The organism is Tabrizicola sp. YIM 78059 (assembly GCF_004959785.1).
GTDB lineage: Bacteria > Pseudomonadota > Alphaproteobacteria > Rhodobacterales > Rhodobacteraceae > Tabrizicola > Tabrizicola caldifontis.
The window spans coordinates 247,304-265,571 of sequence record NZ_SJZH01000005.1 but is presented as its reverse complement, the minus strand read 5'-3'; the positions used below and the strand labels follow the sequence as shown (position 1 = coordinate 265,571).

Genomic DNA, 18,268 nt, shown 5'->3' with positions numbered 1-18,268 from the left:
TCTTGGCCGTGACAGTGCCCGCATCAAGGCCCGTGCGTGTCATGTCATTCATCGCGTCCATTCCCTTACCAGCGCCGTTCGAATCTGCGGCGCAGCCAGATCGCCAGGGCGTTCATCATCACCAGGATGGTCAGAAGCACCAGGATCGCGGCCGAGGTCCGGCTGACGAATCCGCGTTCCGGACTGTCGGCCCAGATGAAGATCTGCGTCGGCAGGGTAGTGGCGCTTTCGAACGGTGTCGAAGGCGCGGCCGTGATGAAGGCGTTCATCCCGATCAGAAGAAGCGGAGCCGTTTCGCCGATGGCCTGTGCCATGGCGATGATCGTGCCGGTCATGATGCCGGGCATGGCCAGCGGCAGCACATGGTGGAAGACGACCTGCTGGCGCGAGGCGCCGATCCCCAGCGCCGCCTCGCGGATCGACGGCGGCACGGCCTTGAGCGAGGCGCGCGTGGCGATGATAATTGTTGGTAGCGACATCAGCGCAAGTGTCAGGCCGCCGACCAGCGGCGACCCGCGCATCAGGCCGAACCAGTTCAGAAAGACCGCCAGGGCGAGAAGGCCGAAGACGACCGAGGGCACCGCGGCGAGGTTGTTGATGTTCACCTCGATCAGGTCGCTGATGCGGTTCTTTGGCGCGAATTCCTCGAGATAGATCGCCGCGCCGATCCCGACCGGCAGGGCGATGGCAAAGCAGACCAGAAGCAGGTAGCCCGTGCCGACAAAGGCCCCCTTGAGCCCGGCCAGTTCGGGAAAGCGCGAATCGGCACTGGTGAACAGTGCCCAGTTGAAGGGAGTGGATATCCGGCCCGCGGCGACAAGCTGGTCGAAGGCGGCGATCTGGGCATCGCTGACGCGGCGGTTGGCCTCGGGCGTGTTGCGGTCGACGGTGCCCTTGTTCAGCTGGTCGAACGGGTCAGAGACCGGGACACGGATGGTCAGGACCGAACCGATCAGCGTCGGATCGGCCACCACGCGGTCGCGGACCATGAAGGTTGCCCCGTCAGACAGGATGGCGCGCACATCGCGCAGGGCGCGGTCTTCAAGGCCGGGGAACATCTCGGCGACGGCGGCCTGCATCACCCGGCGCCAGTTGCTGCCTGCCACATCCTCGGCATCGACCAGCGCCGGGTCGAGGCGGACATCAATGGTGACATGGGTCTGGGTGAAGGCCTTGTAGCCGGTCGTCGCCAGAGAGCCGAGCATCAGCATCAGGAAGCCGATTGCCAGACTGATCGAGACCAGCCCCGCCATACGCAGCAAAAGCTCGCTGCGCCGCCGCTTGCGCAGCCTTTCGCGGTAGGCGTCCGAGGTCCAGTCAAACCCCGCTCCGGTTTGCGACGAGGGAGAGGTATCGGTCATGGGGGGCCGCCTAGTCGTAAAGTTCGCGGTATTTCCGCACGATGCGGAGCGCGAGGATGTTGATGAACAGCGTGACGACGAAGAGAAGCATGCCAAGCGCGAAGGCAGCCAGGGTCTTGGGGTTGTCGAATTCGGTATCGCCGATCAGCAGCGTGACGATCTGGACGGTCACGGTTGTCACGGTGTCGAGCGGGTTGATCGTCAGCTTGGCGATGATGCCGGCGGCCATGACGACGATCATCGTCTCGCCGATGGCGCGGCTGACGGCCAGCAGGATGCCACCGACGATGCCGGGAATGGCGGCGGGAAAGAGCACCTTCATCATCGTCTCGCCCCGCGTGGCGCCAAGCGCCAGCGAGCCGTCCGACAACGCCCGCGGCACGGCCGACAGCGCGTCGTCCGTGAAGGAAGAGATGAACGGGATCAGCATGATCGCCATGCAGACACCGGCCGCAAGCGCGGTGTTCGGCGCGACATCCAGCCCCAGGCTGGCCCCGGTCGAGCGCAGGAAGGGCGCGATGATCAGGATGGCGAAGAAGCCATACACGATGGTCGGCACGCCGGCGAGGATTTCCAGCACCGGCTTCACGATATTGCGGGTGCGGGGAGAGGCGAATTCGTTCAGGTAGATCGCGGCAAACAGGCCGATCGGCACAGCGACGACCAAGGCGATCATCATGATCACGACCGATCCCAGCAGCACGGGCAGCACGCCGAAGGCACCCTGGCCCGCCACCTGGTCGGCCCGGATGGCGATCTGCGGTTCCCAGCGCAGGCCGAACAGGAATTCCTGGATCGGCACCATGCGGAAGAACTTGATGCTTTCAAAGACCAGCGAAAGGACGATGCCGACGGTGGTGAAGATCGCCACGGTGGAACAGAAGATCATCAGGCCATAGATGATGCGTTCAACCCCGTGCCGGGCGCGGAATTCGGCCGAAACGCGTGTGCGTGCGAAGACCATCAGCGCGATCGACATCAGCGCCACGATTACGACCATGGCAAGCCGGGCCGCGGCGGTGCGTTCCTTCAGCAGCTCGGCTGCTGCAAGCTTCCATTCCTCGGGCGTACCGAAAACCTGGCCGCGGGCGATGGACTTGATTTCGGTCAGGATCAGGGCGGTCTGACCCTTGTCAAGGCCTTCAAGCACCCCGGGGGGCAGCGAGGCCATAACGCTGCGGTCGATCACGCTGCCTTGCAGCATCAGCCATAGCAGGATGACCACAATGCCCGGGACAGCGATCAGCAGTGCGGAATAGAGGCCATGAAAACCGACAAGCGAGTGCAGCCTTGTTCCGTGGGCGCGGATCTGCGCGGCTGCATGACGGTTCAGGAGGTAGCCGATGACGACGGCTGCGAAGAGGATCAGGAATGCAAGCGTGGTCATGGTTGGCCCCTTGTAGGCTGGGCAGAGCACCGCCCGGGGCACAGGGCCCCGGGCGGATGCGTTGGATCACTTCTGGGGAGCAGCCATGTTGACGCCCTTGGTCAGCGCGTCCTGCACGGCAGCCAGGGCTTCGTCGCTGAGGACCACGAGGCCCCGCTCTTCCAGGTAGCCGCCCTTGCCCAGGGCGTCTTCCGAGGCATAGGTCGCCAGGAATTCGTTCAGGCCCGGGATCACGCCGCGGTGGGCGTTCTTCACATAGATGAAGAGCGGCCGCGAGATCGGGTATTCGAAGCTGGCAATCGTGTCCATGTTGGCCTCGACGCCGTTGATCTTGACGTCCTTCAGCTTGTCGAGGTTTTCATAGAGGAACGAATAGCCGAAGATCCCGACCGCGTTCGGATCCGCCTCGAGGCGCTGGACGATCAGGTTGTCGTTCTCGCCCGCCTCGACGAAGGGGCCGTCCTGACGCATGCGCGAGCAGTCTTCCTCGACGAACTTCTTGTAGTCGTCGGCGTTGGCTTCCTTCAGTGCCTTGGCATAGTCGGTCGCGGCGCAGCCGACATGCATCGCCAGTTCGACGAAGGCGTCACGGGTGCCCGAGGTGGGCGGCGGGCCGTAGGCAAGAATCGGGGTGTCGGGAAGCGCGGCGTCGATGTCCGACCACTTCTTGTAGGGGTTGTCCACCAGCTGGCCATCGACCGGCACCTTGGCGGCCAGGGCCTTGTAGACCTGTTCCAGCGTCAGATCCCAATCGGTTTCGTTCGCGCGGCTGATGGCGATGGCCAGGCCGTCGTAGCCGATCATGGCTTCGGTGATGTCCGTCACGCCATTCTGCACGCACAGCTCGTATTCCGACTTCTTCATCGCACGCGAGGCGCCGGTGATGTCGGGATGGTCTGCGCCCACGCCGGCGCAGAAGATCTGCATGCCGCCGCCAGTGCCGGTGGATTCCACGACCGGAGCCGCGCCGCCCTGGTTGGCGAATTCTTCGGCGACCGCCTGGGTGTAGGGGAAGACGGTCGAAGAACCGACGATGCGGATCTGGTCACGAGCTTCGGCCATCGGCGCGATGGCAGCAAGGGCCAGCACCGAAGCGGTGATCTGGAAGGATTTCATGGATGCACTCCTGCAATACCTGCGGCCTCGGATGGCTGCATGGGACCGGCTCTAGCCCCGCCACGTGACGCTTATTCATCAGTTTTGTAAAAACTGTATGACAGTCTGTCCGGCTGCTGCGCTGTCAGTGCGGGGTCGGCATCATGCGCGCAATGTTCTCGGCAATCATCATGGTCGGTGCGTTGGTGTTGCCCGCGATGATCGCCGGCATCAGCGAGGCATCGACGACCCGCAGTCCCTCGACCCCCCGTACACGGCCTGCCGGATCGGTGACCGAAGCCGAATCGCGGCCCATGCGGCAGGTGCCCACAGGGTGGTAGATCGTCTCGGCCCGTGCCCGGATGTCAGCGGCAAGGGCCTCGTCAGAGGCGATGTCGGCACCGGGCTGGGTTTCCCGGGCGATGTGGCGCGCCAGGGCTGGTGCCCGGGTGATGGCGCGCGCCTGTTTCAGGCCGGCAAGCAGCACCGGCAGATCATCGGGGTCGGACAGATAATTCGGGTCGATCCGGGGCTTGGCCGTGGGGTCGGGAGAGGAGAGCGTGATGCGCCCGCGTGACTTCGGCAGAAGGTCGCAGACATGCAGCGTGAGCCCATAGCCGAACGAGGTGCGGCGACCATGGTCGTGCAGATAGGCCGGGATGAAGTGGAATTGCAGGTTTGGCCGGTCGCGCGATGCATCGGAGCGCGCAAAGCCCCCGGCCTCGGCCACGTTAGATGTCAGTTCCCCGGTCCGGTGGCGGGCATAGGCCCAGGCAGCGCGGATCGCGCGCGGAAGGAACGAGGGAGTTATGCCGATCGCCTCGCGGCCTTTCAGCGCGGCCTGCACGGTGATGTCGAGATGATCGGCCAGGTTTTCCCCGACTTCCGGCGCGTTGAAAAGGATCGGGATCCCCATGGCGTGAAGATGTGCCGCCGGCCCGATGCCGGAGAGCATCAGCACCTGTGGCGAGTTGATCGCGCCGCCGGAAAGGATGATCTCGCCGCCCTCGGCCAGAGAAAGGTCGCGCCCTTTCAGGCGGACACCAGTTGCCCGGCGCCCGTCGAAAAGGACACGGTGAACCTGCGCACCGGTCAGGATGGTCAGGTTCGGCCTCTGGCGCACGGGGTCAAGAAACGCGCGGGCGGCACTGTGTCGCTGGCCGTTTTCTTGCGTGACCTGATAGAGACCGACACCCTCTTGCGTCGTGCCGTTGAAGTCGGGGTTTTCGGCGTGCAGGCATTCGATCCCCGCCTGTACGAAGGCCCGGGAAAGCGGGTTGGGGTGGCGAAGATCGCTGACCGTCAGCGGCCCATCGGTGCCGTGATGGGGTTCGGTGAACGCGGTGTTCGCCTCATGTTCGAGAAAGATCCGCCGGACTGCAGGCCAGTCCCATTCGGGACCGGCAGCCTGTGCCCATCCCCGGTAGTCTTCGGGATGGCCGCGCATGTAGATCATGGCGTTGATCGAGCTGGACCCGCCAAGGACGCGGCCCCGGGGCCAGTAGAGGCTGCGGTTTCCCAGCTGGGGCTGTGGCTCGGTATCATAGGCCCAGTTGATGTGCCGCGACCGCGCAAGAAGGGCGAGGCCCAGTGGCACGTGGATCAACGGGTTGCGGTCCGGTGGTCCGGCCTCGATCAGGCAGACGCGGGTTCTGGGGTTCCGGGAAAGGTGGTTGGCCAGGACGCAGCCTGCAGACCCGGCGCCGACGATGATGTAGTGCCAGGTCATCCCAGCACCCGCTTGATCAGCCCGATCAATCGCATCTTGTGCCGGTCGTAAGGCGGGAACAGAAGGGGCAGGGCCAGGAACCGGTTCTGCAGGATGGCGCGTTCGTGGCTGAAGGCGCGGAAGCCCCATTCCCCATGCGCGGCACCTATTCCGGAGGTGTTCACCCCGCCGAAGGGCAGGTTGGCCTGGGTATAGTGCACCACCGTCAGGTTGATCCCGACCCCGCCCGAGGTGGTCTGGCTGATGATACGGTCGATTCGTGCCTGGTCACGGTCGAAGATGTAAAGCGCAAGCGGCTTGTCGCGGGCGTTGATCCTGTCGATCACGGGGGAAAGGTCGTCAAAGGGCAGGATCGGCAGGATCGGACCGAAGATTTCCTCCTGATCCAGCAGCATTTCGGGGGTTATGCCTTGCAGCAGAAGGGGTCCTCTGGTCCGGCCTTCGCCTCCGTTGTCGTGAACGGGGTCGGCGCCCTTTTCCAGCGCATCGGCGATGAGCGCAGAAAGGCGGCTTGCGTGCTGGTCACTGACGATCTGGCAAAGGTTTTCGCTTGCTGCCGCGGTGCCGTATGCCTTCGCGATGCGTGCCCGAAGGGCAGAAAGGAAGCGGTCCTTGATGCTGACGTGTACGAAAAGGTGGTCGGGCGCGATGCAAACCTGACCTGCGTTCAGGAACTTGCCGAAAACGATCCAGTCAGCGGCACGTTCGATGTCTGCGCCTTCGCCGACGATGACCGGGGACTTGCCGCCCAGTTCCAGGGTGACGGACGTCAGGTTCCGCGCGGCTGCGGCCATCACGATCTTTCCGACTGCCGGACTGCCGGTGAAGAAGATATGATCGAAGGGCAGGGCGAGAAGCTCTTCCGCCACCTCCTTTCCGCCCTCGATCACGCTTACCAGGTCTGGCGGGAAGGCTGCGGCGATCATCCTTGCGATCAGGGCGCTGCTTGCTGGCGTCACCTCGGACGGTTTGAGGATCGCGGCATTACCGGCTGCGAGACAGGAGACGAGGGGGGAAAGCGCAAGGCAGAATGGCAGGTTCCAGGGCGAGATGATCAGGCAGGTGCCCCGCGGCTGCGGGATCACCTTGCCCGAGGCGCCGAAGGTGGCAAATGTGGGCGCAACGCGGCGGGGCCGCATCCACGCGTGCAGTCGGCGGCGGGCATGGCGGATGTCCTGCAGCACCGTGAGGTAGTCGATAAGGATCGTCTCGGCCTCGGGGCGGCCAAGGTCGGATCTGACGGCTTCCACGATGGCCTTTTCGTTGGCGCGCATCACACTGGCCAGCCGGTCGAGCGCGGCGCGTCGTTCACCGAGGCCGAAACGGATGCGGCGTTCGGCATTGCCGGCGCGCATGGTCTCGAAGGTGGTGCGGATGGGGGACAGGGGTGTCATGCGGCGAGATTAGCGAGGAAATCGCGCATGGGTAGTGGGACGCGGCGTCATCCGCACGCTTCGCCGGCCCCCATCCCCACCCCCTACCCACGAGGGGGTGGCAGGCGCCTGGTCTGCGGTGCGCGTGGCAGGACAGGCAATCGGATCGGGAAGGCCGCACCCCGGCTGTATCACGCCCCGGTGGGCCGAACCGCGAAATGTGATGCTGGCGCGGTCGCGGGCAGGAGTGGCGAAGTCTGCTGCGGCTTACGCTGCCCGGGACACTGGCGAAGGCATTGGCGCCGCATCTTCGGGATGTCGATGCGAGAAAGACGCCGACGCCGGTCGGGTCGGGGCGCGACGACCCAAGGTTCCCGTGCTGCCCGCGGGGCAGGCCGGGGATCAGACCCCGCTTTCCTCATGCGCGAGGGCAGGGCAGGCGAGTTCCAGCCCCTCTGCATAGATTACCGCGTCCTCCTCGAAGCGGAGGGTATAGAGGCGGACCTGGCCATGAAACTCCCGAAGGACGAATTCACCATCTTCCAGCCGGGCGGCGGGAATGGCGGCAAAATCGCGACCATAAAGCGCCCGGGCGCGCCAGTCGCGGATCAAGAGGCACTGGCCGGGGGCGAGAAGCAGATCTTCTTCGGGTCGGCCGTGACCGAGGACCGAGCCGCGGACCCGCACCAGCTCCATCGCGCGGCGGCGCAGCACGGAAATGGCCAGAAGCTTGCGGCCCCCGGTGCGCGTCACGATGCGGTCGCCGGGTTGCAGGTATTCGACAGGCAGCAGCCCATCCATCGTCGCGATGCGGGTGCCTTCCAGGACGCCGGTCAGTGTGGTGGCGCCACTGTCCACCCTGATGCCGGAAATGTGCGACGTCGTGTCCATGGCAAACCCTGACCTGATCCTTCCTGGTGCAGGAATTTCACCGATTTGTGACCCGGCTTCGGTCCACATTCGGTCATTTCGGGGCAGATGTGGCGGCATCGCGCAGGGCTTGCGGCAACAAGATGGCGGGCGATTGCCCCTCGCGCATGTGCATCCGGTTTGCTAGAAGGACGGGCGTGCGGGTGTGGCGGAACTGGCAGACGCACCGGATTTAGGTTCCGGCGCCGCAAGGCGTGGGGGTTCAAGTCCCTTCACCCGCACCACGTCACCGGGTTCCCGGCCGTGACGATTTGCCCCTTATTCCCCCTTACAACCGCGGAAAAGCTTTGATAGAAGGCCCGCGACCCGCGCGGGGCTTGCGCCTTGCGCCGGTAGGCTATTGCGCAATCGCGCCCGGATTGGATCGTAGGAAGGACACCCCAGCATGCAGGTCACCGAGACCCTGAACGAAGGCCTCAAGCGCGGCTATACCATCACCGTCACGGCGGCCGAACTGGATGCCAAGGTGCAGGAAAAGCTGCTGGAGGCGCAGCCCGAGGTCGAGATCAAGGGTTTCCGCAAGGGCAAGGTGCCGCTGGCCATCCTGAAGAAGCAATTCGGCGCGCGTGTGCTGGGCGATGCGATGCAGGAAGCCATCGACGCGGCGATGCGCGATCATTTCGACAAGACCGGCGACCGGCCGGCGCTGCAGCCGGAAGTGAAGATGGTCGGCGGCGAGACCTGGAAGGAAGGTCAGGATGTCGTCGTCGAGATGACCTATGACGCGCTGCCCCCGATCCCCGAGGTGGATGTATCGAGCATCAAGCTTGAGCGGCTGATCGTGAAGGCCGACGACAAGTCGATCGACGAAGCGCTGGAGAACCTGGCCAGCTCGGCCAAGACCTTCGAGGACCGCAAGAAGGGCTCGAAGGCCAAGGAGGGCGATCAGGTTGTGATCGACTTCAAGGGTTCGGTCGATGGCGAGCTCTTCGATGGCGGCTCGGCCGAGGACTACCCGCTGGTGCTGGGCTCGAAGAGCTTCATCCCCGGTTTCGAGGACCAGCTGATCGGCGCGAAGGTGGGCGACGAGGTCAACGTGAACGTGTCGTTCCCGGAAAACTACGGCGCCAGCCACCTGGCGGGCAAGGCTGCAGTCTTTGCCTGCACCGTGAAGGCGGTGAAGGAGCCGAAGCCTGCCGCGATCGATGACGAGCTGGCGAAGAAGTTCGGTGCCGAGGATCTGGACAAGCTGAAGGCCCAGATCGCCGAGCGGCTGGAAGCCGAATACAAGGGCGCCGCCCGCGCGGTGCTGAAGCGGTCGCTGCTTGACCAGCTGGACGCAATGGTCAAGTTCGACCTGCCGTCGAAACTGGTTGAGGCCGAGGCAAACCAGATTGCCCATCAGCTTTGGCACGAGGAGCATCCGCACGAGCACGGCCATGACCACGGGGCGATCGAGCCGACGGACGAGCACAGGAAGCTGGCTGAGCGCCGTGTGCGCCTGGGGCTGCTGCTGGCCGAGATCGGCCGCAAGGCCGAGGTCACCGTGACCGATGCCGAGATGACCCAGGCCGTGCTGGCCGCCGCCCGCCAGTACCCGGGGCAGGAGCGGCAGTTCTTCGAATTCGTGCAGAAGAACGTCCAGATGCAGCAGCAGCTGCGCGCCCCGGTCTTCGAAGACAAGGTCGTCGATCACCTTGTTTCGCTGGCCAACGTGACCGAGAAGGAAGTGTCGAAGGACGAGCTGCAGAAGGCCGTCGAGGCGCTGGACGAGATGTAAGCCGGCAGCAGATCCGGCAGAGAGGATCAGGCCGCGCCTTCGGGTGCGGCCTTTACGTTTGCGCTGATCGCGCCTGCAGGGCACGCTTCCTTATCGGTCCTGCGCGTATCTTAAGGTGACGCTGACCCAGCCATTGGATGACAGGGGGGCGGTCGCCCCGGACCGCACGGCGCCTGGCCCGCGGCCGGGAACATGACAGGGTGCGCGACGGGGCCACCGGCAGCTGTGGAGAGATCGGGGCCCTGAACAGGAGGGGCCGTGTTCCGTGGGTCGCGCAGGGTCGCTGCGCGATATTGCCGAAAGATCGTGCATGACATGATGCGCGCAGATACGGATCGGCCTTCACAACACCGAAGGCGGCCTGCTGCGGCCGCGCGGCAAGAGAAAACCGCGCCCGGGACAGCCCGGACGCGGTTTGCAGCCCCGTGGGGACCGGCCTATTCCTCGGAAGCGGCGGCGCCAACTTCGTCGAACAGCTCGGCGATCTCGAACTCTGCCTGGGCTTCGGCCTCGGCGGCAAGTTCCTGGATCGACTTGCCCGAGGCCTGCAGTTCGGCTTCTTCGGCCGACCGGGCCACGTTCAGCGTGATCTTGACCGCGACTTCCGGGTGCAGGCGCACCGAAACGGTATGAAGCCCCAGTTCCTTGATCGGCTTGTCCAGCACGACCTGGGTCCGGCTGATGGTGAAGCCTGCCTCGGTCGCGGCCTCGGCCGCATCGCGCGGCGTGACAGAACCGTAAAGAGCGCCGGCGTCCGAAGCCGAGCGGATCACGATGAAGGTCTGGCCGTCGAGCTTCTCGGCCACGGCCTCGGCTTCCCGGCGGGTTTCCAGGTTGGTGGCTTCCAGCTGGGCCTTCTTCGCCTCGAAGGCCTTGATGTTGGCCTCGTTTGCGCGAAGCGCCTTGCCCTGCGGGAGCAGGTAGTTGCGGGCGTATCCGTCCTTGACGTTCACGACCTCGCCCATCTGGCCAAGCTTGGCCACGCGTTCCAGAAGGATGACTTGCATGTGCGTCGCTCCTTATTTCACGGCATAGGGCAGCAGGGCCAGGAAGCGGGCGCGCTTGATGGCCTGGGCCAGTTCACGCTGCTTCTTCGCCGAGACTGCGGTGATGCGGGACGGCACGATCTTGCCGCGCTCGGAGATGTAGCGCTGCAGCAGACGCGTGTCCTTGTAGTCGATTGCCGGAGCATTGTCGCCCGAGAAGGGGCAAACCTTGCGGCGGCGGAAGAACGGTTTGTTCGCCATGATGTGTCCTTTCTCAGATCAACGACGCGGGGCCGGGGAACGTTCGCCGAACGACGGGCGCTCGCGGCGTTCGCCGCCAAAGCCGCCACGGTCGCCATCACGGTCTTCCCGCTTCTGCATCTGGACCGAGGGGCCTTCGCCGTGCTTGTCCACCTTGATGGTCAGCACGCGCATCACGTCGTCATGCAGGCGCATCAGGCGTTCCATTTCCTGCACGGCAGCGGCGGGCGCGTCCGTCTTGAGGAAGGCGTAGTGGCCCTTGCGGTTCTTGTTGATCTTGTAGGCCATCGTCTTGACGCCCCAGTACTCCTGATCAACGACCTTGCCGCCGTTGTCCGCGAGGACGGTGGAGAAATGTTCGATAAGGCCTTCGGCCTGCGCGTTGGAAAGGTCCTGGCGCGCGATGAAGACATGCTCGTAAAGAGGCATGCGGGCTTCCTTCGTTTCAGGGCGGCTTCACAGGACGGGCGATTGGCCTTTCCGCAGCCCGTCCACGAGAGGCATCGCCAGTTCATGGATAAGCGGAAAGGATGCGGCCTTATACAGGGACTTGCCGCACTTGCAAGTGAAATGGGCGGAATGAAAAAGGCCGCGCTGCGCGCGGTTCGCCGATTTCCGCGCCAGTTGTTCATTTTCGAACAGTCAGCCTTCCGGCCTGCCGGATTGCCGCGCTGCGGCGACGCCCGCATCCTTCGCCGCCTCAACCCACGGCCTGCGGGCCGCAGATCACAAGGTGAAGCATGACCCGTCTTTTCGCCCTGGCCATGTCGGCCGCCCTTGTCACAACCCCCGCCCTTGCCGAAGCGGAAAGGTATGTGCTGGACGCCAGCCACAGCCAGATCGTCTTCAGCTACAATCACCTGGGCTATTCGACCAGCTGGGGCATGTTCTCTGGCTTTGACGGGGAGATCATGTTCGACCAGGCAAACCCGGCGGCCTCGTCGGTCACGGTGGCCTTTCCGGTGCGCACGATGCTGACCGGCTGGGAGGCTCGGTTCGACCATTTCATGTCGCCCGACTTCTTCGGAGCGGCCGAGGACGAGATGGTGACCTTCACCTCGACCGGCATCGAGGTGACCGGAGAAAATACCGCCAGGATCACGGGGGATCTGACGCTGAACGAGGTGACGAAGCCTGTGGTGCTTGAGGCGGTGCTGAACCAGGTCGGCGACCATCCTATGGAGGGCAAGCCCTGGGCGGGCTTTTCGGCCACGACGACGCTGTTGCGCAGCGACTTCAATCTTGGCCAGTTCGCGCCCTTCGTCAGTGACGAGGTCGAGGTGCAGATCTCGATCGAGGCGATGAAGGCCGAGTGAGCCATCTGTCAGTGGCGAAGGGGCCGTCCGGTAGTCCGGGCGGCCCCTTTCTTTTCGGGCGGCTGTTCGCGCGCTTTGCCCGTCTCTCGCGGGTCAGCTGCGGGCAGCCGTCAGGACGACATCAACCACCACCTGAAAGCCGACCGCGGCCTCGTCGTCGTAGCTTTGGCCCATGCCGAAATCGCGTCGGTCGAGGGTGACGGTTCCGGTCATTCGCGCCGTGTCGCCATCGATCAGAAGCGAGAAGGGCAGGGTTACGGGCCGGTCAACCCCGCGCAGTGTCAGGGTGCCCTGGGCCGCATAGCCATCGGGCGCGGGCAGGATGTCAGCGCTGAAGGTGGCGGTCGGGTGGGTGGCGACGTCGAAGAATTCGGCCTCCTGCGCCTGCCGGGTGACGCTGCCCAGGGTGAGGCTGCCGGTGTCGATGGTGACGACGACGCTGCCGTGGCGACCTTCGGTCGGGGTTTCATCAAAGGTGATCCCGGCGGTCCACGCGGCGAAGCTGCCGGTGACTTCGGCGCCCATCTGGCGCACGGTGATCGAAAGTGTACCATCCTCGACCGTCCAGTTGCCGGCGGCCGGCGGGGGCGGTGGGGCGCTGGCCACGGCTTCTGTATTCGGCACCAGAAGGGTGGCAAGGCCTGCGGCTGTGGAATAGAGCGCAAGGGCAAGGATGGCCGGCAGGGCGGCGTGGCGCACCGGATGCGGGCGGTCGGGGGCGCTGACCCCGCGCAGCATGCGCAACAGGGTAGCGTCGCGGTCGATGAGGTGGTGTTTCATCGCGCCGGCGATGTGCAAGAGGATCGCCAGCCCAAGGAGCCTGGTGAAGACCCAATGCGCGGCACCTGCGGCATTGGCCACGGCCTGGGACTGCGGGACGAAGGGAAGGGTCTGTCCGAAGGGCCAGAGGATCGGGGCGAAGCCGGTCATCGCGGCATGATGCACCCATCCCGAAAGCGGCACTGCGACAAGCGAGAGGTAAAGAATCCAGTGGACCAGCCATGCAAGCGTCAGTTCCACCTTGCGCTGGGGATGAAGCGGCACGGGGCGCCGTTCCACAAGCGCCCATAGGATGCGGGCCAAGCCGAGGAAGAAGGCTGCGAGGCCCAGTGTCTTGTGGAACGAGAAAAGCTGTGCCTTGCGCGCCAGTGCCTCGGCCGTGTCGTGGGGCAGCCGGTTGGCGATGACGCCAAGCAGGATCGCGGTCAGGATCAGCAGCGCCACCAGCCAGTGAAAGGTTCGGGTGACGGTGCCGAAGCGTGTGTCGGAGTTGCGGGCGGGCATCGGGACTCCTGCGATGGTGTGTTGACCATCTAGTCCCCTATTTCACCCTGCGCACAGGGCGCAGGCCGCACAGGACTTGTGCGGGCGATTGCGCACTGGTTTCCACCGCGCTATCCGGTGACAAAGCAAGGGGAGAAAGCCATGAGCCGCGCATTCGTCTTTCCGGGGCAGGGGGCCCAGACCATCGGCATGGGGAAGGCCCTGGCCGAAGCCTATCCGGTGGCGAAGGCCGTGTTCGACGAGGTGGACGCGGCGTTGGGCGAGAAGCTGTCGGCCCTGATCTGGGAAGGCGACATTGCCGAACTGACGCTGACGCAGAACGCCCAGCCCGCGCTGATGGCAACTTCCATCGCGGCGCTGAGGGCGCTTGAGTCGGAAGGTTTGGGGATCGAGCAGGCAAGCTTCGTTGCCGGGCACTCGCTTGGCGAATATTCGGCACTATGCGCGGCGGGGTCGCTGACGCTTTCGGATACCGCGCGGCTGTTGCGGATCCGGGGTCGCGCGATGCAGGAGGCAGTCCCGGTGGGTATCGGGGCGATGGCGGCGCTGCTGGGGCTCGACTTCGAGACGGCGGCTGCGGTTGCGGCCGAGGCGGCCCAGGGCGAGGTCTGCCAGGCAGCGAATGACAACGATCCGGCGCAGGTGGTGGTGTCGGGCCACAAGGCAGCGGTTGAACGGGCGGTCGAGATCGCCAAAGCCAGGGGGGCGAAGCGGGCGCTGATGCTGCCGGTATCCGCCCCCTTCCATTGCGCGCTGATGCAGCCGGCCGCGCGCGTGATGGCCGAGGCGCTGGCGGCGGTGCCTATTGCCAGGCCCGCCGTGCCTGTCGTCGTGAACGTCCGCGCCGAGGCGGTGACGGAACCCGACCGGATCATGGACTTGCTGGTGGCGCAGGTTACCGGTTCGGTCCGCTGGCGGGAATCGGTGCTCTGGATGGAAAGGGCGGGTGTGACCGAGTTCTGGGAGATCGGCGCGGGCAAGGCACTGTCGGGGATGATCAAGCGCATTGCGCCCGGTGCCGTCACCCGTGCGATCGGCACGCCCGAAGACATTGCCGCCCTGAAGGGCTGAGAGGAGACAAGATGTTCGATCTGACCGGAAAATGCGCGCTGGTGACCGGCGCGAGTGGCGGCATCGGTGCCGAGATCGCCCGGGTGTTGCATACGGCGGGGGCAACAGTGGGCCTGTCCGGCACGCGGATACAGCCGCTGGAGGCTCTCGCCGCTGACCTGGGCGAGCGTGCCCATGTGCTGTCCTGCAACCTGTCGAACCCCGAGGAAGTCGAGGGTCTGGTCAAGCGCGCGGTCGAGGCGATGGGTGCGGTGGACATTCTGGTAAACAACGCCGGAATTACCCGCGACGGCCTTATCATGCGGATGTCGGACGAGGACTGGCAATCCGTCATCGACGTGAACCTGACAGCGACCTTCCGGCTGTGTCGCGCTGCGGTCCGGGGAATGATGAAGGCGCGCTGGGGGCGGATCGTCAACATTTCGTCCGTCGTGGGGACTACCGGAAATCCCGGCCAGGTCAACTATGCGGCGTCGAAGGCCGGGATGGTGGGGCTGTCGAAGTCGCTGGCGGCAGAAGTGGCCAGCCGGGGAATCACCGTGAACTGCGTGGCGCCGGGCTTCATCGAGACGGCAATGACCGACAAGCTGAACGAGCAGCAGCGGGCAGCTATACTGGGTGCGGTGCCGGCGGGCCGCATGGGCACACCGCAGGAGATTGCCGCGGCGGTTCTTTATCTCGCCTCACAGGAGGCGGGCTATGTGACAGGGGCCACGCTGCACGTGAACGGCGGCATGGCGATGGTGTGATGACGGCCCGCCACAAGTCAGGTTAAAGCGTTTGCCATGCGCCGCGACCCTTGCTATAGGCGCGCAGGATTTCCGCAGGGGCCCCGGCCCAGGCAGACAACCGCCCGGCAACGGGCAGAATGAGACAAGGCCGGGACGAGCCCCGCCAAGATAGAGGAACGGACATGAGCGACATCGCTGATCGCGTGAAGAAGATCGTCGTCGAGCATCTGGGCGTCGAAGAGGACAAGGTGACGGAATCGGCCTCGTTCATCGACGATCTGGGGGCGGATTCTCTGGACACGGTCGAGCTGGTCATGGCCTTCGAGGAAGAATTCGGCATCGAGATCCCCGATGACGCCGCCGAGACCATCCAGACCTTCGGCGACGCGGTGAAGTTCATTTCGGAAGCCGCCTGAGATCCCTTCCCTTTGCAGGACAGCGGGGCACCCTTCGGGGTGCCTTTTGCGTTTGCGCTGGCCGCCGATCCCGGGGCCCCACGGTTGCGCGGGTGAAAGGCGGCGTGTATCACCCGGCAAAAGCCTGTCTTCGAGGGAGAGAGCAGCATGCGGCGTGTCGTGGTCACCGGCCTTGGTTTGGTCACCCCCCTGGCCTGTGGCGTGGAAGAGACGTGGAGCCGGTTGCTCGCCGGCCAGTCGGGGGCGGGCCCGATCACGCGGTTCGACCCATCAAATGTGGTCACGCAATATGCCTGCGAGATTCCAAGAGGCGACGGGTCGGATGGAACCTTCAATCCCGACGACTGGATGGAGCCGAAGGAACAGCGCAAGGTCGATGACTTCATCATTTATGGCATGGCGGCAGCGACGCAGGCGGTGCGCGACGCCGGGTGGGAGGCCCCATCCGAAGAGGAAAAGCTGCGGACCGGGGTCATGATCGGGTCGGGGATCGGCGGACTGACCTCGATTGCCGAAACCGCGGTGCTGATCAAGGAGAAGGGCCCGAAGCGGGTTTCGCCCTTCTTCATTCCCGGCGCGCTGATCAACCTGGTCTCGGGTCAGGTGTCGATCCGCTTCGGCTTCAAGGGGCCGAACCATGCCGTGGTGACAGCCTGCTCCACTGGCGCCCACGCGATTGGTGACGCGGCGCGGCTGATTGCCTTCGGCGACGCCGATGTGATGGTTGCCGGTGGCGCGGAAAGCCCGATCAGCGAGATCGGGATTGCCGGGTTCAACGCCTGCAAGGCCCTGTCGACCAAGCGCGCCGACGATCCGGCCAAGGCAAGCCGTCCCTATGACGCGGACCGCGACGGCTTTGTGATGGGCGAGGGCGCGGGCGTCGTGGTGCTGGAAGAATACGAGCACGCCAAGGCGCGCGGGGCAAGGATCTATGCGGAAGTGCTGGGCTATGGCCTGTCGGGCGACGCCTATCATATCACCGCACCGTCCGAAGATGGCGACGGGGGCTTCCGGTCGATGTCGGCGGCATTGGCCCGCGCTGGTCTGTCGCCGGCGGAAATCGACTACATCAACGCGCATGGCACCAGCACCATGGCGGATACTATCGAACTGTCCGCCGTCGAACGGCTGCTGGGCAACCATGCGGTCAATGCGACGATGTCGTCGACCAAATCCTCGATCGGGCATCTTCTAGGCGCGGCGGGGGCGGTCGAGGCTATCTTCTGCATTCTTGCGATCCGCGACCAGGTCGCACCGCCGACATTGAATCTGGACAATCCGGCGGTGACGCCGAAGCTGGACCTTGCCCCGCACCATGCGGTGCGGCGGCGGATCGACGTGGCGCTTTCGAACAGCTTCGGCTTCGGCGGAACCAATGCCAGCCTGATCGTCGGCAAGGTGCGCTGAGGCATGTGGAAATCCGTAGCCTCGAATGCGCTGACCCTGTTCATCGTGATCCTTGTCGCGCTGGCCGCGCTGGTGGCCTGGGGGCGGAACGAGTTCATCAAGCCCGGGCCGCTGGCGCAGCCGATCTGCCTGCAGGTCGAGCGCGGCGCCTCGCTGAGTGCGGTCAGCCGCAACCTGGCCGAGCGCGGGGCGATCACGGATGCGCGGATCTTCCGCATCGGGGCGGAATATGCCGATCTTGCCGATGACCTGAAGTTCGGCAGCTACACGATTCCGGCTGGTGCCAGCATGCAGGAGGTTCTGGCTGCGATCACATCTTCCGGGCGATCGACCTGCGGGCGTGACCTCAACTTTCGTATTGGCGTGACGCGGTCGGACGTGATCCTGTCGGAACTGGACCTGTCCACGAACACCTATGTCGAGGTCGTGCGGTTCGATGCCGGGGCAACACCGGTGCCGCAGGAATATGCCGAGGTGGCCGATGATCCGGCCCTGGTATTCCGGGTGACGGTGGCGGAAGGCGTGACCAGCTGGCAGATTGTGGATTCGCTGAAGAAAGCGGATTTCCTGCAAGGTTCACTGGAAACCGTTCCGCCAGAGGGTACCTTGGCCCCCGGTGGCTACGAGGCCGTGCGAGGCACGGAGCGCAACGCCCTGATTGCCGAGATGACGCGGCGTCAGTCGGCGATCCTGGCCGAGGAATGGGAGAAGCGCGCGCCCGACCTGCCCTATGACACGCCCGAAGAGGCGTTGATCATGGCTTCCATCATAGAGAAGGAAACCGGCGTGCCGGACGAGCGCGGTCGCGTCGCCAGCGTCTTCGTGAACCGGTTGGCACGGGGGATGCGGTTGCAGACCGATCCGACGGTGATCTACGGCATCACCAAGGGCGAGGGCGTGCTGGGCCGGGGCCTGCGCCAGAGCGAACTGCGCCGCGAGACGCCCTGGAACACCTATGTGATAGACGGATTGCCGCCCACGCCCATAGCCAACCCGGGCCGCGAGTCGATCCGCGCGGCGCTGAACCCAGACCAGACCGACTATCTTTTCTTCGTTGCCGATGGCACCGGGGGACATGCCTTTGCCTCTACGCTGGATGAACACAACCGCAACGTCGCCCGCTGGCGCGCGATCGAGGCGTCGCAGGGCACGGAAGGCCAGACCGGGGTCCAGGGGGAATAGGTTGAGAAAGGATTAACTG

17 protein-coding genes and 1 tRNA gene are annotated in these 18,268 nt (G+C 64.9%); 8 read left to right on the top strand and 10 right to left on the bottom strand.

Annotation, left to right across the window (positions count from 1 at the left end; all coding sequences use genetic code 11):
- Positions 1-65 precede the first annotated feature (65 nt).
- The 6 genes from pstA to EZM81_RS09395 form a co-directional block, all read right to left on the bottom strand.
- Positions 66-1,361: a phosphate ABC transporter permease PstA gene (pstA, locus tag EZM81_RS09420; protein WP_135451057.1), complete on the bottom strand. Its 1,296-nt coding sequence runs from the start codon at positions 1,359-1,361 to the stop codon at positions 66-68.
- Positions 1,362-1,371: 10 nt separating this feature from the next.
- Entirely contained in the window at positions 1,372-2,748 is a 1,377-nt protein-coding gene (gene pstC / locus EZM81_RS09415; RefSeq protein ID WP_136645530.1) for a phosphate ABC transporter permease subunit PstC, read from the bottom strand.
- A gap of 66 nt (positions 2,749-2,814) precedes the next feature.
- On the bottom strand, positions 2,815-3,864 hold the full coding sequence (locus EZM81_RS09410) for a PstS family phosphate ABC transporter substrate-binding protein (RefSeq protein ID WP_136645529.1): 1,050 nt from the start codon (positions 3,862-3,864) through the stop codon (positions 2,815-2,817).
- Between the two features lie 124 nt (positions 3,865-3,988).
- The gene (locus EZM81_RS09405) at positions 3,989-5,572 is read right to left on the bottom strand and encodes a GMC family oxidoreductase (RefSeq protein ID WP_136645528.1); all 1,584 of its coding nucleotides are present in this window, start codon (positions 5,570-5,572) and stop codon (positions 3,989-3,991) included.
- Entirely contained in the window at positions 5,569-6,966 is a 1,398-nt protein-coding gene (locus EZM81_RS09400; protein WP_136645527.1) for an aldehyde dehydrogenase family protein, read from the bottom strand. Before EZM81_RS09400 ends, EZM81_RS09405 begins: the two co-directional genes overlap by 4 nt.
- Before the next feature lie 381 nt (positions 6,967-7,347).
- Positions 7,348-7,836: a Hint domain-containing protein gene (locus EZM81_RS09395; protein ID WP_169052345.1), complete on the bottom strand. Its 489-nt coding sequence runs from the start codon at positions 7,834-7,836 to the stop codon at positions 7,348-7,350.
- 178 nt (positions 7,837-8,014) lie between these two features.
- Between EZM81_RS09395 and EZM81_RS09390 the strand changes: the two genes are divergently transcribed.
- Together EZM81_RS09390 and tig are read left to right on the top strand one after the other, a co-directional pair.
- Positions 8,015-8,099 (top strand) — tRNA-Leu (locus tag EZM81_RS09390).
- A 161-nt stretch (positions 8,100-8,260) separates the two neighbouring features.
- The gene (tig, locus tag EZM81_RS09385; RefSeq protein ID WP_136645525.1) at positions 8,261-9,595 is read left to right on the top strand and encodes a trigger factor; all 1,335 of its coding nucleotides are present in this window, start codon (positions 8,261-8,263) and stop codon (positions 9,593-9,595) included.
- A gap of 437 nt (positions 9,596-10,032) precedes the next feature.
- Here tig and rplI read toward each other — a convergent pair whose 3' ends face one another.
- Genes rplI through rpsF form a run of 3 tightly spaced genes read right to left on the bottom strand, consistent with a single transcriptional unit; the run spans position 10,033 to position 11,271 of the window.
- Positions 10,033-10,602, bottom strand: coding sequence for a 50S ribosomal protein L9 (gene rplI / locus EZM81_RS09380; protein ID WP_135451064.1), 570 nt, complete (start codon positions 10,600-10,602; stop codon positions 10,033-10,035).
- Between the two features lie 12 nt (positions 10,603-10,614).
- The gene (gene rpsR / locus EZM81_RS09375; RefSeq protein WP_103256213.1) at positions 10,615-10,842 is read right to left on the bottom strand and encodes a 30S ribosomal protein S18; all 228 of its coding nucleotides are present in this window, start codon (positions 10,840-10,842) and stop codon (positions 10,615-10,617) included.
- Between the two features lie 18 nt (positions 10,843-10,860).
- Entirely contained in the window at positions 10,861-11,271 is a 411-nt protein-coding gene (gene rpsF, locus EZM81_RS09370; protein ID WP_135451065.1) for a 30S ribosomal protein S6, read from the bottom strand.
- Positions 11,272-11,582: 311 nt separating this feature from the next.
- Here rpsF and EZM81_RS09365 point away from each other — a divergent pair, with 311 nt between their 5' ends.
- Positions 11,583-12,158, top strand: a complete 576-nt coding sequence (locus tag EZM81_RS09365; protein ID WP_136645524.1) for a YceI family protein — start codon at positions 11,583-11,585, stop codon at positions 12,156-12,158.
- A gap of 93 nt (positions 12,159-12,251) precedes the next feature.
- Here the strand turns inward: EZM81_RS09365 and EZM81_RS09360 are convergent, their stop codons facing one another.
- A complete protein-coding gene (locus EZM81_RS09360) occupies positions 12,252-13,442 on the bottom strand; it encodes a cytochrome b/b6 domain-containing protein (RefSeq protein ID WP_136645523.1) in 1,191 nt (396 codons plus the stop codon).
- 141 nt (positions 13,443-13,583) lie between these two features.
- On the opposite strand from EZM81_RS09360, the gene fabD reads away from it, so the two are divergent.
- The 5 genes from fabD (at position 13,584) to mltG (ending at position 18,249) form a co-directional block, all read left to right on the top strand.
- On the top strand, positions 13,584-14,513 hold the full coding sequence (fabD, locus tag EZM81_RS09355; RefSeq protein ID WP_135451069.1) for an ACP S-malonyltransferase: 930 nt from the start codon (positions 13,584-13,586) through the stop codon (positions 14,511-14,513).
- Between the two features lie 11 nt (positions 14,514-14,524).
- The gene (gene fabG / locus EZM81_RS09350) at positions 14,525-15,262 is read left to right on the top strand and encodes a 3-oxoacyl-ACP reductase FabG (protein WP_136645522.1); all 738 of its coding nucleotides are present in this window, start codon (positions 14,525-14,527) and stop codon (positions 15,260-15,262) included.
- 164 nt (positions 15,263-15,426) lie between these two features.
- Positions 15,427-15,660, top strand: coding sequence for an acyl carrier protein (locus EZM81_RS09345; RefSeq protein ID WP_103256210.1), 234 nt, complete (start codon positions 15,427-15,429; stop codon positions 15,658-15,660).
- A gap of 147 nt (positions 15,661-15,807) precedes the next feature.
- Positions 15,808-17,067 (top strand): beta-ketoacyl-ACP synthase II, encoded by a 1,260-nt coding sequence (gene fabF, locus EZM81_RS09340; protein WP_136645521.1) that lies wholly within the window; start codon positions 15,808-15,810, stop codon positions 17,065-17,067.
- Between the two features lie 3 nt (positions 17,068-17,070).
- A complete protein-coding gene (gene mltG / locus EZM81_RS09335) occupies positions 17,071-18,249 on the top strand; it encodes an endolytic transglycosylase MltG (protein WP_136645520.1) in 1,179 nt (392 codons plus the stop codon).
- The last annotated feature ends 19 nt before the right edge of the window (positions 18,250-18,268 follow it).

Coding starts and splice junctions, on each gene's coding strand:
- EZM81_RS09395 (WP_169052345.1), bottom strand. CDS start 7,836: ATGGACACGACGTCGCACATTTCCGGCATCAGGGTGGACAGTGGCGCC.
- EZM81_RS09405 (WP_136645528.1), bottom strand. CDS start 5,572: ATGACCTGGCACTACATCATCGTCGGCGCCGGGTCTGCAGGCTGCGTC.
- EZM81_RS09410 (WP_136645529.1), bottom strand. CDS start 3,864: ATGAAATCCTTCCAGATCACCGCTTCGGTGCTGGCCCTTGCTGCCATC.
- fabG (WP_136645522.1), top strand. CDS start 14,525: ATGTTCGATCTGACCGGAAAATGCGCGCTGGTGACCGGCGCGAGTGGC.
- fabF (WP_136645521.1), top strand. CDS start 15,808: ATGCGGCGTGTCGTGGTCACCGGCCTTGGTTTGGTCACCCCCCTGGCC.
- mltG (WP_136645520.1), top strand. CDS start 17,071: ATGTGGAAATCCGTAGCCTCGAATGCGCTGACCCTGTTCATCGTGATC.
- EZM81_RS09345 (WP_103256210.1), top strand. CDS start 15,427: ATGAGCGACATCGCTGATCGCGTGAAGAAGATCGTCGTCGAGCATCTG.
- tig (WP_136645525.1), top strand. CDS start 8,261: ATGCAGGTCACCGAGACCCTGAACGAAGGCCTCAAGCGCGGCTATACC.
- fabD (WP_135451069.1), top strand. CDS start 13,584: ATGAGCCGCGCATTCGTCTTTCCGGGGCAGGGGGCCCAGACCATCGGC.
- rpsF (WP_135451065.1), bottom strand. CDS start 11,271: ATGCCTCTTTACGAGCATGTCTTCATCGCGCGCCAGGACCTTTCCAAC.
- EZM81_RS09365 (WP_136645524.1), top strand. CDS start 11,583: ATGACCCGTCTTTTCGCCCTGGCCATGTCGGCCGCCCTTGTCACAACC.
- EZM81_RS09400 (WP_136645527.1), bottom strand. CDS start 6,966: ATGACACCCCTGTCCCCCATCCGCACCACCTTCGAGACCATGCGCGCC.
- rpsR (WP_103256213.1), bottom strand. CDS start 10,842: ATGGCGAACAAACCGTTCTTCCGCCGCCGCAAGGTTTGCCCCTTCTCG.
- pstA (WP_135451057.1), bottom strand. CDS start 1,361: ATGACCGATACCTCTCCCTCGTCGCAAACCGGAGCGGGGTTTGACTGG.
- pstC (WP_136645530.1), bottom strand. CDS start 2,748: ATGACCACGCTTGCATTCCTGATCCTCTTCGCAGCCGTCGTCATCGGC.
- rplI (WP_135451064.1), bottom strand. CDS start 10,602: ATGCAAGTCATCCTTCTGGAACGCGTGGCCAAGCTTGGCCAGATGGGC.
- EZM81_RS09360 (WP_136645523.1), bottom strand. CDS start 13,442: ATGCCCGCCCGCAACTCCGACACACGCTTCGGCACCGTCACCCGAACC.